This window comes from Pseudomonas sp. D1-36 (assembly GCF_051132205.1).
Lineage (GTDB): Bacteria > Pseudomonadota > Gammaproteobacteria > Pseudomonadales > Pseudomonadaceae > Aquipseudomonas.
On sequence record NZ_CP071674.1, the window covers coordinates 180938 to 197759 of the forward strand.

Below are 16822 nucleotides of genomic sequence, written 5' to 3' on the forward strand. Positions count from 1 at the left end.
GGCAGGGAAAAGACCCACGATCAGATCCATCGTAGGACGCCAAATTAGATTTGGTATTTTGGTTATATAAAAATTCTTAAATAGTCTTTTTAAGAATATCCCGCTTTATCTAGTATTGCTCCCACGCCGCAAGCAGTGCCGCCCACTGCCAGGCATTCATACAAGGAGCAGCAGCATGAGCGCATCCCTACGTAGCGTTGACGGCCAGGACGAAGCAACCATCTTGCGCGAGATCCAGAGCGCATTGCGTGACCTGCGCTTTGGCGCGGTGGAAATCACGGTGCACAACGCGCAGGTGGTCCAGATCGAGCGCAAGGAAAAATTCCGCCTGCAGCAACCGAGTCAGAAACCGAGTTAAAGGATCGCCGCCTACGGCAGCTCCGACCGGGGGGCTGTGGCGTGGGCGCTGTCGCAGGCGGCTGATCCTTGCTGCAAGCCATCCGATTCCAGAAGCCATAAAAACCAGAATTCCAGGAGCTTTCACCATGTCGTCGATTCGCCGTTATGCCTTGGCCGCCCTGGCCAGCGCTGTTTTTGCAGGTTCCGCGGTTGCCAAGGATTACGAGCTGCTCAACGTGTCCTACGACCCGACCCGCGAGTTGTATCAAGAGTACAACGCCGAATTCGCCAGTTTCTGGAAGAAAGCGCATCCGGATGACACGGTGAAGATCCAACAGTCCCACGGCGGCTCGGGCAAGCAAGGCCGGGCGGTGATCGATGGTCTGCGCGCCGACGTGGTGACCCTGGCCCTGGCCGGCGACATCGACGAAATCGCCAAGCTGGGCAAATCCCTGCCAGCGGACTGGCAAACACGCCTGCCAGATGCCAGCACGCCTTACACTTCGACCATCGTCTTCTTGGTGCGCAAGGGCAACCCCAAGGGCATCAAGGATTGGGGCGACCTGATCAAGGATGACGTGTCGGTCATCACACCGAACCCGAAAACCTCCGGCGGCGCTCGCTGGAACTTCCTCGCCGCTTGGGCCTATGGCTTGAAAGCCAACGGTGGCGACGAGGCCAAGGCCAAGGAATATGTGCAAGCGCTGTTCAAGCACGTGCCGATCCTGGACACCGGCGCCCGCGGTTCGACTATCACGTTCGTCAACAACGGCCAGGGCGATGTGTTGCTGGCTTGGGAAAACGAAGCCTTCCTGGCGCTGAAAGAAGACGGTGGCGCCGACAAGTTCGATATCGTCGTGCCGTCGCTGTCGATCCTCGCCGAACCGCCGGTGGCGGTTGTGGACAAGAATGCCGAGAAAAAAGGTAATGCCGAGATCGCCCAGGCGTACCTCAAGCACCTGTACAGCCCGGCCGGCCAGGAAATTGCCGCGAAGAACTACTATCGCCCGCGTGACAAGGACGTGGCCGCCAAGTATTCCCGCCAGTTCCCGAAGGTGGAGCTGGTGACCATCGATAAGGACTTCGGCGGCTGGAAAACTGCCCAGCCGAAATTCTTCAACGATGGCGGTGTGTTCGACCAGATCTATCAGGCGCAGTAAGCTGCAATAGAGCGTATTTCATGTGGGAGCGAGCTTGCTCGCGAAGGCGGTCGTACAGTCAATATCAATGTTGCCTGATACACCGCTTTCGCGAGCAAGCTCGCTCCCACAGGCTCCGCACCCTGTGAGTCTCAACCAAGGACCTTTATGTCGCGTCGCATATCCCCCGTCATACCCGGCTTCGGGCTGACGCTGGGCTACACCCTGGTGTACCTCAGTCTGATTGTGCTCATACCCCTGGCGGCGATGTTCGTGCATGCCGCCCAACTCACCTGGGATCAGTTCTGGGCGATTATCTCGGCGCCGCGGGTGCTGGCTGCCTTGAAGCTCAGCTTCGGCACCGCGCTGTGTGCCGCGATCATCAACGGCGTGATCGGCACGCTGCTGGCTTGGGTGCTGGTGCGCTACACCTTCCCCGGCCGCAAGGTCATCGATGCGATGATCGACCTGCCCTTCGCCCTGCCCACCGCCGTGGCCGGTATCGCGCTGACGGCGTTGTATGCGCCGACCGGCCTGGTTGGCCAGTTCGCCACCGACCTGGGTTTCAAGATCGCCTACACCCCGCTGGGCATTACCCTGGCGCTGACCTTCGTGACGCTGCCGTTCGTAGTGCGCACGGTGCAACCGGTGCTGGCCGACATTCCTCGTGAGGTCGAAGAGGCCGCTGCTTGCCTAGGGGCGAAACCCTGGCAGGTGTTCCGACACATCCTGATGCCCGCGCTGTTGCCGGCCTGGTTGACCGGGTTCGCCCTGGCTTTCGCCCGTGGCGTGGGCGAGTACGGCTCGGTGATTTTCATCGCCGGCAACATGCCGATGAAAACCGAGATCCTGCCGCTGCTGATCATGGTCAAGCTCGACCAATACGACTACACCGGCGCCACTTCCATCGGCGTGCTGATGCTGGTGGTTTCCTTCGTCCTGTTGCTGCTGATCAACTTGCTGCAGCGGCGCATCGAAACCCCATAAGGAGGCGCGAATCATGTCCCAATCGTCTATTTCCGCCGCTTCCACCAACGCCGCCCGTCGCGGCAGCGCGACGTCGCGGCGCGTGCTGATTGGCCTCGGCTGGCTGATCTTTGCGCTGTTTCTGCTGCTGCCGTTGTTCGTCGTCGTGTCCCAGGGCTTGAAGTCCGGCCTTGGGACGTTCTTCGCGGCAATCTTTGAGCCTGACGCCTTATCGGCGCTCAAACTCACGGTGTTCGCGGTGTTGATTTCGGTGCCGCTGAACCTGGTGTTCGGCGTGAGCGCCGCGTGGTGCGTGAGTAAATATTCATTCCGCGGCAAGAGCATGCTGGTGACGCTGATCGACCTGCCGTTCTCGGTGTCGCCAGTGATCGCGGGCCTGGTCTACGTGCTCATGTTCGGCGCCCAGGGGCTTTTCGGGCCGTGGCTGTCGGATCACGACATCCAGATCGTGTTTGCGCTGCCGGGCATCGTCCTGGCGACGATCTTCGTCACGGTGCCGTTCGTGGCCCGTGAGCTGATCCCGCTGATGCAGGAACAAGGCACCCAGGAAGAAGAGGCCGCGCGCCTGCTCGGCGCCAATGGCTGGCAGATGTTCTGGCATGTCACCGTGCCGAACATCAAGTGGGGCCTGATCTATGGCGTGGTGCTGTGTACCGCCCGGGCCATGGGCGAGTTCGGCGCGGTGTCGGTGGTGTCCGGGCACATTCGGGGGGTGACCAACACCCTGCCGCTGCACGTCGAGATCCTCTACAACGAATACAACCACGTGGCCGCGTTCGCCGTGGCGAGCCTGTTGCTGATCCTGGCGCTCTTCATCCTGCTGCTCAAGCAGTGGAGCGAAAACCGAATCAACCGCCTGCGCGCCAGCGCCGCGGAGGAATAAGTCATGTCGATCGAAGTCCGTAACGTCAGCAAGAATTTCAACGCCTTCCGGGCCCTGGACGACATCAGCCTGGACATCCAGAGCGGTGAGCTGGTGGCGCTGCTCGGGCCATCGGGTTGCGGCAAGACCACCTTGCTGCGGATCATTGCCGGCCTCGAGACGCCGGACCAGGGCAACATCGTCTTCCATGGCGAGGACGTGTCCGGCCACGATGTGCGCGATCGTAACGTCGGGTTCGTGTTCCAGCACTACGCCTTGTTCCGCCACATGACCGTGTTCGATAACGTCGCGTTCGGCCTGCGCATGAAGCCCAAGGGCCAGCGCCCGAGCGAAAGCCAGATCGCGACCAAGGTCCACGAATTGCTGAACATGGTGCAACTGGACTGGCTCGCCGACCGCTACCCCGAGCAGCTGTCCGGCGGCCAGCGCCAGCGTATCGCGTTGGCCCGCGCCCTGGCGGTGGAGCCCAAGGTATTGCTGCTGGACGAACCATTTGGCGCCCTCGACGCCAAGGTCCGCAAGGAACTGCGCCGCTGGCTGGCGCGGCTGCACGAGGACATCAACCTGACGTCGGTGTTCGTCACCCACGACCAGGAAGAAGCCATGGAAGTCGCCGATCGGATCGTGGTGATGAACAAGGGCGTGATCGAGCAGATCGGCTCGCCGGGCGACGTTTACGAAAACCCGGCCAGCGACTTCGTGTATCACTTCCTCGGGGATTCGAACCGCCTGCACTTGGGTGAGGACCGGCATGTGCTGTTCCGTCCTCACGAAGTCTCGCTGTCGCGCTCGGAACTGGAGGACCACCACGCCGCCGAGGTGCGCGACATTCGTCCACTGGGCGCCACCACGCGGGTGACCCTGAAAGTGGAAGGCCAGAGCGAGCTGATCGAGGCCGAAGTGGTGAAGGACCACGACAGCCTGGTGGGGTTGTCGAAGGGCGAAACGTTGTTCTTCAAGCCGAAGGTCTGGCAGAAAGTCTCCAACCTTTAAGATCAAAAACATCGCGAGCAAGCTCGCTCCCACAGGGATTTGTGTATGGCGCAGATCCAGTGTGGGAGCGAGCCTGCTCGCGATGGCGTACCCGCCTACGCCCCGATCCGAATCTGAATAACCCCGCTAGGCCTTGCTTCGATTGGTTCTACTTTTAACCTTCCCCTGACCCAAACCCTACCTAGACTCTGACATGCCAGGAGGCAAGTGAGAGTCCATGACGGACCGGTGTTGTTGTCTCCTGGCGCCCTGATGCCAAGGAGAAAAAGCATGAGAATGGAAGTCAGTCGGCACGGCCCTTTCGGTTGTGCCTTGTTAAGCGTTCTGTTGAGTCCTTCTGCCAGCGCCGCCCCCACGTTGTCTCCCCAGATACCTTTCGATGTCACGGTCACCGAACCGGTTTCACTCTCCAGCCTGCAAGCCAATTTCGATGATTTGTCATGGCAGACCTTCATCGCTCTGAATTGGCCGGCCCTGGACAATGGCAACCCCAATACCGGCGTCACCATCGGAAAACAAGACGGGGCAACGGTTTGGGAAAGTTGGAAAGAGAGCTACCAGATTTTTCGTGCGAAAGGGCAGGCACCACTGCCTTGGAATGCGCCGGCGACCCTGCCTGAAGCGTGTAAGTCACTCAAGTCCGGCCGCCTGTTACAACAAATGGGTAAGGTGCCCGACGTGCTGGATGAATTTATCCAGCCCTTCGAGAGCGGTCCGCTGGTGGATCAGAACGGCGTGTATACGCGCAATGAAATCGTGGTCAACCAATCGATGTTCGACGGGATCGTAAACAACGGCCTGTACAGCATCGAAGGCCAGCAGCAGTTCTTCGCCGCGAACCCGAACAACACCGTGGCATTCAGCTGTGGTTCTACCAAGAGCCAGGAAGTCGGCGCGGTGATGGTGAAGGCGTCGTGGAAAGTGCTCGGTCCCAGCGACAAACGACAGGATTTCCATACGGTCGATGCCCTGGTCTACACGCCGGGCAACAGCGACCCGGGTAAAGGGCCGATCGTGGAGGAATCGTGCGTGTCCGAGCCGGTCGGGTTGGTGGGGTTGCACATGGTCCACAAAACCGCCAATGCGGCCCAATGGGTCTGGTCGACTTTCGAGCACGTAAAAAACGTTCCTGAAAAAACCACGCCCGTCGGACAGCGCACGGGCCCTTATCTGTTCTATAACGCCGATAGCCAGAGCGCCATCAATCAGCCTCCGCCACGGCCGTGGAACCCGGCGGTCAAGGCGACGCCTTCGCAAATCGTGCGGGAAGTGCCACTGACCGAGGCGACGAAGACGCTCAACGCCTCCTATCAAGCGCTGTTGCGTACGGCCAATCCACAAAGTGTCTGGGCGAACTATCAGCTGATCAGCACCCAGTGGCCTTCAGACCCGCCGAAGGATTGCCAGGTATCGGCCGCCAACCCGCTGGGTAGCCCAGCGCCGTCGTTCCTGGCCAACGCCACGCTGGAAACCTATATCCAGGGCACCGTTCCCCAGGCGTCCTCCAGCTGCATGGCGTGTCACGGCAATGCGGCGACCCATGTCACCGAATCGCCGCGCACCAGTTTTGCGGACTTCACCTATTTGCTCGAACGCGCACAGTCCACCAGTGGGCAAGGAGCCAAGCAATGAGTACCAATCTGGACAATTTCGTAGGCCTGTCGTCGGCCCTGATCGGCATTTCGGCCGATCGTCTGGCGCCGCAGATCGACCCGGTCGGTCTGCCGCCGATCTTTCTCGATTACGTGACTGCGCGCATTTCTTCTGACGTGCTCAACGCGTTGCTGACTCAGTACGCCACCCTGGCGGCCGACCATGTACCGCCCGACCAGATTGCCGAGCAAATACTGAAATTCAATATGCAGCCGACGATACCTGACACCGTGCTGGCGGCGCGCTCGATCATGAAGCTGTGGTTGCTAGGCGTCTGGTATCAGCCGTTCGATAGGCTGCCTTTCAAGAAGGACGATTCGGCGGTGGTATCCGACCAGGCCTACATCCACAGCTGGGCCTGGAAGATTGCCCAGGCCCACCCGATGGGCTACAGCGAATCGTTTTTTGGCTACTGGAACAGCACGCCCCCAAGCCTTGAGGATTTGACCGGCGTGCCCGCCAACGGACAGCAAGGAGCGTCGTCATGAGTACTGAACAAGCAGAAGTGGTGATCGTTGGCGCAGGTCTGGCCGGCAGCATTATTGCCTATCAGTTGGGCATGGCGGGTATTGAGGTATTGGTACTTGAATCGGGGCCAGAGATACCGGTCAATCGCGCTCAGTATCTGGAGCGTTTCTATACCGCGACGCTGAAGACCCCAGAGTCACCCTACCCCCCGAGCACAACGCTGGACCCACACCTCACCGGGCCGGCCAAGCTGAACGCTCCGCGAGCAACCATTGCCGACCTGCTCAATGACAACTGGAACAAACCGGCGGTCAGCTACCTGGTACAAAAAGGCCCGCTGCCCTTCACAAGTACTTATGAACGGGTAGGTGGCGGCACGACATGGCATTGGGTGGGCACCTGTCTGCGCATGGTGCCGAACGATTTTCGTCTGAGGTCGAAATATGGCGTCGGGGTGGACTGGCCGATTGGCTATGACGATCTGCAAAGCGCCTACTGCCGGGCGGAAGCGGAAATCGGGGTGTCTGCCAACGTTGCCGACCAAGCCTATCTGGGCATGACCTTTCCTGAAGGTTATGCGTTCCCGATGCACAGCATTCCGTTATCCCTGGTCGATGGCAGCTTTGTCGCCGCCGTCACGGGGCAGACGTTCGATAATTTGCCGCTGGTGGTCAGCCCGACGCCGGCCGGGCGCAACTCTCAGCCTTATGCCGGGCGCCGGGTATGCGCCGGTAACACCAACTGCACGCCGATCTGTCCGATCCAGGCCAAGTACGACGCCACCGTGACCATGAACAAGGCCTTGGCCACTGGCAAGGTCCGAGTGCTTTATCGGACCGTGGCCAGCAAGGTAACCGTTGGTGATGATCACAACGTAAGCGGCGTCGAGTTCATGCAGTATCAGTTGGAAGACGGTCCCAAGACCGGAACCGGCGTGGCCGTTGCAAAGCGCTATGTGATCGCCGCCCATGCGATCGAAACACCGAAACTGTTGCTCAACTCCAAGACTGACGTTTGGTCCAATGGTGTCGCCAACAGCAGCGGGCAAGTAGGTCGCAGCCTGGCTGACCATCCCATTTATCTGGCCTGGGGGCTCATGCCCGAGGGCAAGGCGATCTTTCCTTATCGGGGACCGTTGTCGACGGCAGGCATCGAAAGCCTGCGCGACGGCGCCTTTCGCAGCGACCGCGCGGCGTGGCGCATCGAAATTGGTAACGAAGGGTGGAACTGGCCGGCCGGTGATCCCTACACAACGGTCGCCGACTTTATCGACGGGACGAATGTAGGGAAGACCAACCCGAGCAACAAACTGCTATCGGGAACGGCGCTGGTGCGCAAGCTCAACGACGTCTTCACCCGCCAGTTCCGGGTTGGCTTTTTGGTGGAGCAGGTGGAGAAAGATCCCGATCACTCCGAGAGTTATATCCAGCCCTCGACGGATAACCTCACGGATGGGCTCGGCATTGTTCGGCCGGAAATCCATTACGACCTCTCCGACTACACCAGGAAAGGTTTCCAGCAGGCGAAAATATTGGCGACGCACATCATTGAGGACCTGCTCGGTGGTACGGAACTGACGGACATCATCGGGCCTGGATGTTTCACTTACGATGGCGTGCCCTACAGCTTCCAGGGCGCCGGTCATTTGATGGGCACCTATCGCATGGGCGATGACCCCGCCAAGTCGGTCGTCGATAAACACCAGCGCAGTTGGGACCACAAGAACCTGTTCCTGGTGGGCGATGGCGTCTTCCCAAGTACCGGTACCTCGAACCCGAGTCTGACAATCGCCGCGCTGTCGTTCCAGGCCGGGGATACACTGGCCAATGACCTGCGGGCGGTGACGATGCAGGTTCAATCCAACAAGGCCTGGCAGGGCACCGGTGTGCAGCTCAACGCCCAGGTTCCGCGTGTGGTTCGCTATGTCAGCGGCCAGTGGTGCGCCAGCAAAGAGGGTGGGATGGTGGATGGAAACGGTGGCTCGCGGCACATCACCTATTCCAGCTATACGTTGCCCGGCGCGGCTGAAGGTGCGTTGATCGGCCGGGTGGGCGACGGCGGGACGCCGTTTCTGATTGGTGATCGGGCGCAGCTACCCGTGAATCAACAGGGGGAGCTGCAACTGTGCATCAACGATGACTTGACGAGACAGCATGGCGCCGGCCTGACCGACAATGTTGGCGCGCTGACGATTCGGGTCGAGTTCGGTTCGCTGTAACTTGAGCGGTGAAACCTAGTTCCTGTGGGAGCGAGCTCGCTCCCACAGTGACGGGTATTTCACACCGTCGAACGTTGGTTGCGCAGGGCCACCGGACCTGCGCGCTCCTCGATGGCCTGTTTCAGATCGTTTCTGAGTCCCAGCAAAAAACCCGCCTCGACCACCACAAACAACGGCCCGACGATCAACCCGGTCAGGTCATCGACGAACGCCGGTTTGCGCCCTTCGTAGTAATGACCGACGAACTGAATCACCCAGCCCACCACGAACATGCCCAGGCCGCTGCCTAGCCACACCGTTGTGCTTTGCGCGGCGAGTACCTGGCCCAGCCAGATGGCTAGGCCCAGCAGCACCGTCATCAACACACCCAGGCGCAACTCCAGGCGCAGATAGAACCAGGCACTCGCCATCGCCACCAGCAGCGCCGGGGAAACCAGGACCGCGCCAACCGGCCATCCGGGCCGGGACAACAGCACCGCGACGGCGATGAAGATCAGCGGAATCCCGATGAAATGACTGACGATGTTACGCGGGTCGCGGTGGTAGGCCGCGTATTGACTGAGGTGATCGACGAGGCTTTTCATTGTTGTTCCTCCTGAGGTGATGCCTGCATGATGAACAGGTTTCACCAGGCGCTCTGTCAGCTAGCCGACACTTGTCCCGGAGTTTGCATGAATACCCATCCCTGGCACTCGCATTTGATGGTCGGTCACTGGTACAGCCATCTGCCTGCTGAGTTACAGCATAGCCTGCTGGACATGTCGCGAGTGCGTCGCCTGGCGCCCGGCCAGCGGCTGTTCCAGCGCGGCGATGCACCGTGCGGCCTGTACGCGGTGCTCGAAGGCGCGGTGCGTATCGGCGCGGTCAGCGAGCAGGGCAAGGAAGCGCTGCTGAGCGTGGTGGAGGCGCCGCATTGGTTCGGTGAAATCTGCCTGTTCGATGGACAACCGCGGACCCATGATGCGGTGGGCGTCGGCCAATGCACATTGCTGCATTTGCCACAGGCTGCGCTGTTGGCTTTTCTTGAAGCACAACCCGTTTATTGGCGTCATCTTGCCTTGTTGATGAGCCACAAACTGCGCCTGACCTTCATCAACCTTGAACACCTGAGCCTGATGCCCGCCCCGGCCCGCGTGGCCCACCGCTTGCTGATGATCGCCGAAGGCTACGGCGAAATCGAACCGGCGCGCCGGGTCTTGCCACTGCCCCAGGAGCAACTGGCGATGATGCTTTCCCTGTCGCGCCAGACCACCAACCAGATCCTCAAGGATTTGCAGGGGCAGGGCATTGTTCACCTCAGTTATGGTGAGATCGAAATCCTCGACATCGAACGGTTGCGAGCCCTGACCACAATCTGAAACCGACCTGGACCCTGTGGGAGCGAGCTTGCTCGCGCAGACGTCAGGTCAGTCGACATCGATAGTGACTGATACACCGCCATCGCGAGCAAGCTCGCTCCCACAGGGGCTTGGTGTTGTCGCAGCTATTGCGGTCACACCGCTTCCCATGTGTGAGCGAGCTTGCTCGCGATAGGGCTCGCCCCGGCGCTGAAAATGTTCAGCGCAACCCATCCCGAAACTGGCCCGGCGTCATGCCTGTCCAGCGCTTGAACGCGCGGCTGAAGCTGCTGGTGTCGGCGAAACCCAGCAGATAGCTGACCTCGCTCAGCGAGCACTGCGGATCGCGCAGATGCAGCAGCGCCAGATTCTCCCGGCATTCATTGAGCAGCGCATCGAAGCGGCAGCCTTCGTCGGCCAGGTGTCGCTGCAGGCTGCGCAGGCTCAGATGCATGGTTTGGGCGATGCGTTCGGCGCTGGGTTCGCCTTCGGGCAACTGGGCTTCGATGGCGGCGCGGACCTTGCGTTCCCAAGTCAGCGGCTGAAGCTGGGCGAGGGTGCGCTTGAGCACGGTTTCGTTGTGTTCGGCCAGCTCCGGGTTCGCGTCGTCCAGGTGGCTGTCGAAATCCAGGAGGTTGAATTCCAGGCAATCCTGGCCGGCGTCGAAATGCACCGGTGCGCGAAAAACCTTGTGCCATGGGCTCGGGTCCAGCGGTTCCGGGCGGCGCAGGTAGACGGCCAGCGGTGCGTAGTCGCGACCCAGCCGGTTGCGGCAGGTGCGCACGTAGATCGCGGCAACCGCGTCGATGGCCTCGAAGGCGGGAGCGGGGCGTCCCGCCGGTACATCGAGGCTGAAGCGATAACGGTCATCGCCGCGGCTCAGCTGCAAGGTCAGCGCATCGCTGACCACCGGGTGATACCGCACGATGCGCTCGAACACTTCACGCAAGCTGCCGCTGGCTACCAGGGCGTAGCCCAGTGCATGGAACGTGGTGGGGCTGACGAAGCGCGACACCCGCAAGCCGATCGCCGGATCGCCGCTGGCCTGCACCGCCAGCGTCCACAGGCGCGTGGTGGCCGAGAGCGGGTAGCGGGCGTTCGGGTCGTCCATCAACACGGGGTCCAGGCCCGCCTTCACGCACAGGGCTTGGCTGTCCAGGCCCAGTGCATCGAGCTGTTTGCGCAGGGCGCGGGTCCAGCTGGCGAGGGAAGTGGGTTCGGTCATGACAATTGGCGCTTGCGGTCAACAGGTTGGCGTTTACGGCTACCACCCGATGGGACGACGCCCGGCAGGATGAGCACATCGTTAACAGAGGATGTAAGCCATGCACGGCACTTGCGCAAGCCCCGAGCGATTGAATGCACAACAGCGAGCCGCCCACATTCGCCAGGTTGTCCTGGCCCGAGGTGAGGAATTGCGTCGGCGCTACCCGATCCTGCAGCACCAGGACGCGCTGGGCGCAGGCATCCTGGCGTTCGCCCTGGCCGGGATGATCGGCTCGGCGCTGCTCTACATCAACGGTCACCTGGCCGGTTGGGCTTGCCTGCTGCTCAACGCGTTTTTCGCCTCGCTGACCCACGAGTTGGAACATGACCTGATCCACAGCATGTACTTCCGCAAGCAACGCGTTCCCCATAACGTGATGATGGGTCTGGTGTGGCTGGCGCGGCCCAGCACCATCAACCCATGGATCCGCCGTCATCTGCACCTCAACCATCACAAAGTATCCGGCAGCGAAGCGGACCTGGAAGAGCGGGCGATTACCAACGGTGAGCCGTGGGGATTGGCGCGTTTGCTGATGGTGGGTGACAACGTGATGTCGGCGTTCATCCGCCTCCTGCGAGCCAAGACCTGGGCGCACAAGCGCAGCATCCTCAAGCGTACGCTGAAGGTGTACTTCCCACTGGCACTGCTGCATTGGGGCGCCTGGTACGTGTTCCTTGGTTTTCATGGGGCCAACGCTGTGGCCGGACTACTGGGCGCTTCCATCGACTGGTCGGCCAATACCCTGGCGACGATGCACATCATCGACATCGCCGCCGTGGTGATCATCGGCCCGAATGTGCTGCGCACCTTTTGCCTGCACTTCATCAGTTCGAACATGCATTACTACGGCGACATCGAGCCGGGCAATGTCATCCAGCAGACCCAAGTGTTGAACCCCTGGTGGCTGTGGCCGTTGCAGGCGTTCTGCTTCAACTTCGGCAGCAGCCATGGCATTCATCATTTCGTGGTGAAGGAGCCGTTCTACATCCGGCAGATGACGGTGCCGGTGGCTCATGAGGTGATGCGGGAGATGGGCGTGCGGTTCAACGATTTCGGCACGTTCGGGCGGGCGAATCGGTTTGCCGGTGAGGAAGGCGTTGTGAGGGAAGAGGCGAAGGCCGTTCAGGCCTGATCGCTCCTTTCATGAGCGACGATAAACCCGTGGCGAGGGAGCTTGCTCCCGCTGGGCTGCGTAGCAGCCCCCAAAAACCAGGGCCGCTACGCGACCCAGCGCGAGCTTGCTCCCTCGCCACGGGGAATGAGTCAAAACAGGGAAAAAGTCAGAACTGATAACTCACAGTAGCCGCCACATTGCGCTCTTCGCCCATGTAGCAGAAGTTCAGGCTGGCGCACGAGGCGACGTAGGTTTCGTTGGTCAGGTTGTTCGCGTTCAGGCGCACGTCCACGCCCTTCAAGCCGACCTTGCCCAGGTCATACCCCACCGACGCATCGAACAACGTGTAGGACGGCACCTTCATGGTGTTCTCCGCATCGACCCAACTGTAGCCGACATAACGCACGCCGCCGCCCAGTCGCAAGCCATCGAGCGTGCCGCTGTCGAACTTGTAGTCCGCCCACACCGAGGCCATGTGGCGCGGGGCCTGGGTCGGTGAGTTGCCTTTGTTTTCGATGATGTTGGTCGGGGTGCTCAGAGTGCTGACCATCGACTTCGAATATTCGATGTCGGTGAAGGTGTAGCTGCCCAGCACTTTGAACTGCTCGGTCAACTGTACGTGCGCTTCCAGTTCCAGCCCTTGGGAACGAACGGCGCCGACGGCGCGATAGAAATTTTCCTGGGGCAGCTTGGTCGCGAGGTTTTCCTGATCGATGCGGAACAGCGAGGCGGTGTACAAATCATCGGTGCCTGGCGGTTGGTACTTCAAGCCCAGTTCCCACTGCTTGCCGTCGGTGGGCGCCAGTGGATTGCCAGCGCTGTCGGCGTAGGAGTTGGGGTTGAACGACTCCGAGTAGCTGATGTACGGGGCCAGGCCGTTGTCGAACAGGTACAGCGCTCCGACGCGGCCGGTGAGCTTGGTGCGCTTGTCATTGATCTCGGTGCCTTCAGGGCGACCAGCTTCGGCGATGCGGTTTTCATCCGAAGTTTCGACCCAGTCCTGGCGCAGGCCCAGGGAGAAGCGCCACTTGTCCATTTCGATCAGGTCTTGCAGATAGACACCGGTCTGCTCCAGGCGTCGCACGTAGCTGGTCGCGCTGACGTTGGTGATCGCCGAGTTTCCGTAGACCGGGTCGAAGGCGTTGATCGGGGCGAGGCTGCCGCTGGTCCAGTCGACCACGGTCTTGCGCCGCTGGTAGTCCGCGCCCATCAGCACGGTGTGCTTGGTCGCGCCGGTGAAAAATTCGGCCTGCAGCATGTTATCGACGATGAACGAATGCAGCTTTTCATCGGCGCCGGTGTAGTAACGGTTCAACTCGTTGCTGGTGGGGCTGGTCCAGCCGAAGGCATAGACCTGATTGTTGGTGACGTCGGAGTCCAGGTAGCGGAAGTTTTGCCGGGCGGTGAAGACATCGTTGAAACGGTGTTCGAATTGATAACCGAACGACTGCTGATCACGTTCGTAAACGTCGACGCCGGGCTCGCCTTCGAAGAAATTTTCCGAGATCCGCCGACCGTTGCGCGGGTGCAGTGCGCCGTCGGCCGGTACGCCGCCATGGTAGCCGCCGTCGGGTTCGTGCTGCAGGTAGGCTTGCAGGGTCAGCGAGGTGTCCTCGGTGAAGTCGATGCTGACGGTGGGCGCCAGGGTGAAGCGCTTTTCTTTGTTGTGATCGAACTGGGTATCGGAGGTGTCCGCCAGGCCGATCAGGCGATAGGCGATGCGTTTTTCATCGTCCACCGGCCCGCTGAAGTCGAAGCCCACGCCGCGCTGGCCCTGGGTGCCGACGGTGGCCTGGACCTGGTGGTAGGCCTCATAAAGCGGTTTTTTGCTGGTGAGCGCCACCAGGCCGCCCGGAGAACTGCGGCCATACAGCACCGACGACGGGCCCTTGAGGATGTCGACGCGCTCGAGAAAGTACGGGTCGACCTGCATGGAACTGTAGGTGCCGCTGTCGCCCATGGACTTGAGGCCGTCGAGGTAGATGTTATCCACCGAGCCGTCGTTGAAGCCGCGCATGGCCACGTAATCGTAGCGATGGGTCGCACCGTAGGGGTTGGTCAGCACGCCGGGGGTGTAGCGCATCGCCTGGGATACGGTCTGCGCGCCCTGGTCGTCCATTTGCTCGCGCGTCACCACCGATACGCTTTGTGAAGTCTCTCGCAGGGCGGTACTGGTCTTGGTCGCGACTTGGCTGTGGGTGGCGTTGTAGCCCGCCATGCTGCCCAAGGCGTTACCCAGGGCGAAGCCCTTGACGTCAGTGGTCGGCAGTGCCAGTGCACTGTCCCCGGCCTGGGCCTGCAATACGTAGCCGCTGCCTTCCTGGCCGACCGCAATCAGCCCCGAACCGCTGAGCAACTGGTCCAAGGCCTGGTCCGCCGAGTAGTCACCTTTGAGCCCAGGCGACTGGCGGCCAGCGGTTTGCTCGGGGGTGCTCGCCAGGGTAATCCCGGCCTGGCGCGCGAACTGATTCAGCACCTCGTTCAACGGGCCTGCCGCGATGTTGTAGCTCTGACGGCTGGCCGTGACGCCGTCCTGCGCGGCGACAGCGAGCATCGGCACGGCGCTGACGCCCAGTGCGGTGCTCAGCAGTGCGGCGTGGACGGTTTGGCGCAAAGGGCTGGTTTGCGAGGAACAGCCGAAGGAGGTCTTGAGGGTTACGCGCTCAGTCATTTTGGGTTTCCGTTGGAGTCGCTGAAGGCAGATAAGCGTTGCTTACTGTCCTAGCCGGACGCCTACGCAAAACCCGCCAAAAAAATCAGGCCGCACGTTCCACCGTGACCCACCAGCGGGTTCGATAATGCAGCTGCACGGGCAGCGTGCGGGGGAGCACGGCCAGCATTTTGTCGATGTCATCCAGGCGGAAGACTCCGGACAAGCGCAGGTCCGCGGCCGAGGCGGCGCATCTCAGACAGCCCCGGCGGTAGCGGCCGACCTCGTTGAGGAAGTCTTCCAGGCGCATGTTGCGCGTCACGATCAAGCCGTCCGCCCAGGCGCCGGCGTCCATGTCCAGGGGCGGCGCCAGGGTCGCTGTCGATGAACTGACGAGGTAGCTTTGCCCTGCCTCCACGTGGATCGGCGCGCCCTCGCTGTTGCGATGTGAGCGAATGGCGACCCGGCCGCTGGTGACGCTCAGACGCGTGCAGCCGCTGTCCTGGCGCACGACGAAGCGCCCTTCCAGTCCTTCGAACAGACCCTCTCGGCTTTTCACCAGCAGCGGGCGTCCTGGGTCTCGGCCACAGGTGACCATGATTTCGCCGCGGGTCAACGTGATCAGACGCTGGCTGGCGGTATAGTCGAGGTCGGCGGCGCTGCGGGTGTTGAGTTCAAGTCGTGTACCGTCCGGCAATTGGAAACCGCGTCGTTCGCCCGTGGCAGTGGCGAAGTCGGCACGCCACGGCTGCCAGCCTAGGTCCTTGCCCAGCCATGCGGCGGCGCCCACCACGGCGACGCCGGACAACAATTTCAGGGCCTGGCGTCGACCGAGGCGCTGGGCGCTGGCCTCCAGGGTGTCGAGGGCAATATGAGCACTGGGCACGGCGCGCAGGTTGGAGGTGAGTTCGCTGTGCAGCGATTGCACCCGTTGCCAAGCCAATTCGTGATCGTGATGGGCGATGCGCCAGGCGTCGCACTGTTGGCGAAGGATCGGATTGGCGGCATGGTTGCGCAGGCGCAGCAGCCAATGGATCGCTTGCTTGACCACCAGTTGCGAAGGACCTCGACCGCGCGAGGGCGGGTCGATCGGCTCAATCTTCATAGCGCAGCACGTAGCAGTGGTACAGCGCATCGGCGACGTACCGCTCCACCGACCGAAGCGAGATGCCCATTTGCTCGGCGATCTGCTTGTGGGTCATGCCGTCACACTGTGCAAGCAGGAACGCCCTGCGTACTTTCGGCTTGAGGCCGTCGAGCATGCGGGAAATGCCCTCCAGCAGTTCGAGGATCAGGGCTTGGGCTTCGGCACTTGGGATCTGGGCCTGCGGCAGATGCGCGATGGTTTCGAGGTAGGCGCGTTCTATTTCTTCCCGGCGCCAGTGATCGATCACCAAGCCCTGCGCGATGGTGCGCAGGAAGGCGCGCGGTGCCGTGAGTTCCAGGCGTTCGGTGCGTTGCAGCAGGCGCACGAAGGTGTCCTGGGCCAGGTCAGCCGCATCGGCGGCGTTGCCCAGTCGGTGGCGCAGCCATGTGTGGAGCCAGCCGTGATGGCTGCAATAAAGCGCCTGTACTGCTAACTGGGGGGAGGACATGAGCGCAATAGCCTGATATCACAAATGATAATAGGTCGCATTGTCATAAGCGTTCATCAAATTTGCAACCACCGTTCGACGCAGGCTGTGTGATGTTGGCAATCATCTCGTCGGACAATTGAACAAGGGCCTAATCTTTTCCACGGGTTGGCCGACAGAAGGGTATGCGTGCACCAAAA

General features: G+C 61.2%; 15 protein-coding genes. 10 read left to right on the plus strand and 5 right to left on the minus strand.

What is annotated here, in order from left to right; genetic code table 11:
* Positions 1-175 precede the first annotated feature (175 nt).
* From oscA to J3P76_RS00900, 8 genes are all read left to right on the plus strand, one after another.
* Positions 176-358 (plus strand): sulfur starvation response protein OscA, encoded by a 183-nt coding sequence (gene oscA, locus J3P76_RS00865; RefSeq protein ID WP_030138496.1) that lies wholly within the window; start codon positions 176-178, stop codon positions 356-358.
* Between the two features lie 127 nt (positions 359-485).
* Positions 486-1499, plus strand: a complete 1014-nt coding sequence (locus J3P76_RS00870) for a sulfate ABC transporter substrate-binding protein (RefSeq protein ID WP_434561330.1) — start codon at positions 486-488, stop codon at positions 1497-1499.
* A 147-nt stretch (positions 1500-1646) separates the two neighbouring features.
* The gene (gene cysT / locus J3P76_RS00875; RefSeq protein WP_434608463.1) at positions 1647-2465 is read left to right on the plus strand and encodes a sulfate ABC transporter permease subunit CysT; all 819 of its coding nucleotides are present in this window, start codon (positions 1647-1649) and stop codon (positions 2463-2465) included.
* A 13-nt stretch (positions 2466-2478) separates the two neighbouring features.
* Positions 2479-3348: a sulfate ABC transporter permease subunit CysW gene (cysW, locus tag J3P76_RS00880; RefSeq protein ID WP_434675691.1), complete on the plus strand. Its 870-nt coding sequence runs from the start codon at positions 2479-2481 to the stop codon at positions 3346-3348.
* Positions 3349-3351: 3 nt separating this feature from the next.
* The gene (locus tag J3P76_RS00885) at positions 3352-4341 is read left to right on the plus strand and encodes a sulfate/molybdate ABC transporter ATP-binding protein (protein ID WP_434675692.1); all 990 of its coding nucleotides are present in this window, start codon (positions 3352-3354) and stop codon (positions 4339-4341) included.
* A gap of 270 nt (positions 4342-4611) precedes the next feature.
* The gene (locus J3P76_RS00890) at positions 4612-5973 is read left to right on the plus strand and encodes a cytochrome C (protein WP_434561326.1); all 1362 of its coding nucleotides are present in this window, start codon (positions 4612-4614) and stop codon (positions 5971-5973) included.
* Complete coding sequence (locus tag J3P76_RS00895; protein WP_434608459.1) at positions 5970-6482, plus strand: sorbitol dehydrogenase; 513 nt, start codon at positions 5970-5972, stop codon at positions 6480-6482. The genes J3P76_RS00890 and J3P76_RS00895 overlap by 4 nt, the downstream gene beginning before the upstream one ends.
* A complete protein-coding gene (locus J3P76_RS00900; RefSeq protein ID WP_434675693.1) occupies positions 6479-8680 on the plus strand; it encodes a GMC family oxidoreductase in 2202 nt (733 codons plus the stop codon). Before J3P76_RS00895 ends, J3P76_RS00900 begins: the two co-directional genes overlap by 4 nt.
* Positions 8681-8739: 59 nt before the next feature.
* On the opposite strand, the gene J3P76_RS00905 is transcribed toward J3P76_RS00900, so the two are convergent.
* Positions 8740-9264, minus strand: coding sequence for a DUF962 domain-containing protein (locus tag J3P76_RS00905; RefSeq protein WP_434561320.1), 525 nt, complete (start codon positions 9262-9264; stop codon positions 8740-8742).
* Positions 9265-9351: 87 nt separating this feature from the next.
* Here J3P76_RS00905 and J3P76_RS00910 point away from each other — a divergent pair, with 87 nt between their 5' ends.
* Complete coding sequence (locus tag J3P76_RS00910) at positions 9352-10038, plus strand: Crp/Fnr family transcriptional regulator (protein ID WP_434675694.1); 687 nt, start codon at positions 9352-9354, stop codon at positions 10036-10038.
* A 199-nt stretch (positions 10039-10237) separates the two neighbouring features.
* Here the strand turns inward: J3P76_RS00910 and J3P76_RS00915 are convergent, their stop codons facing one another.
* On the minus strand, positions 10238-11242 hold the full coding sequence (locus J3P76_RS00915) for an AraC family transcriptional regulator (protein WP_434701404.1): 1005 nt from the start codon (positions 11240-11242) through the stop codon (positions 10238-10240).
* A 100-nt stretch (positions 11243-11342) separates the two neighbouring features.
* Here J3P76_RS00915 and J3P76_RS00920 point away from each other — a divergent pair, with 100 nt between their 5' ends.
* Entirely contained in the window at positions 11343-12416 is a 1074-nt protein-coding gene (locus J3P76_RS00920) for a fatty acid desaturase (protein WP_420767766.1), read from the plus strand.
* A gap of 148 nt (positions 12417-12564) precedes the next feature.
* Here the strand turns inward: J3P76_RS00920 and J3P76_RS00925 are convergent, their stop codons facing one another.
* The 3 genes from J3P76_RS00925 to J3P76_RS00935 all read right to left on the minus strand — a co-directional run bounded on the left by J3P76_RS00925 (position 12565) and on the right by J3P76_RS00935 (position 16643).
* The gene (locus tag J3P76_RS00925) at positions 12565-15069 is read right to left on the minus strand and encodes a TonB-dependent siderophore receptor (protein WP_434701406.1); all 2505 of its coding nucleotides are present in this window, start codon (positions 15067-15069) and stop codon (positions 12565-12567) included.
* 85 nt (positions 15070-15154) lie between these two features.
* A complete protein-coding gene (locus J3P76_RS00930; protein ID WP_434675696.1) occupies positions 15155-16153 on the minus strand; it encodes a FecR domain-containing protein in 999 nt (332 codons plus the stop codon).
* Positions 16143-16643 carry a sigma-70 family RNA polymerase sigma factor gene (locus J3P76_RS00935; RefSeq protein ID WP_420767769.1) on the minus strand — a complete coding sequence of 167 codons (501 nt, stop codon included), beginning with the start codon at positions 16641-16643 and terminating at the stop codon, positions 16143-16145. The genes J3P76_RS00930 and J3P76_RS00935 overlap by 11 nt, the downstream gene beginning before the upstream one ends.
* Positions 16644-16822 lie beyond the last annotated feature (179 nt).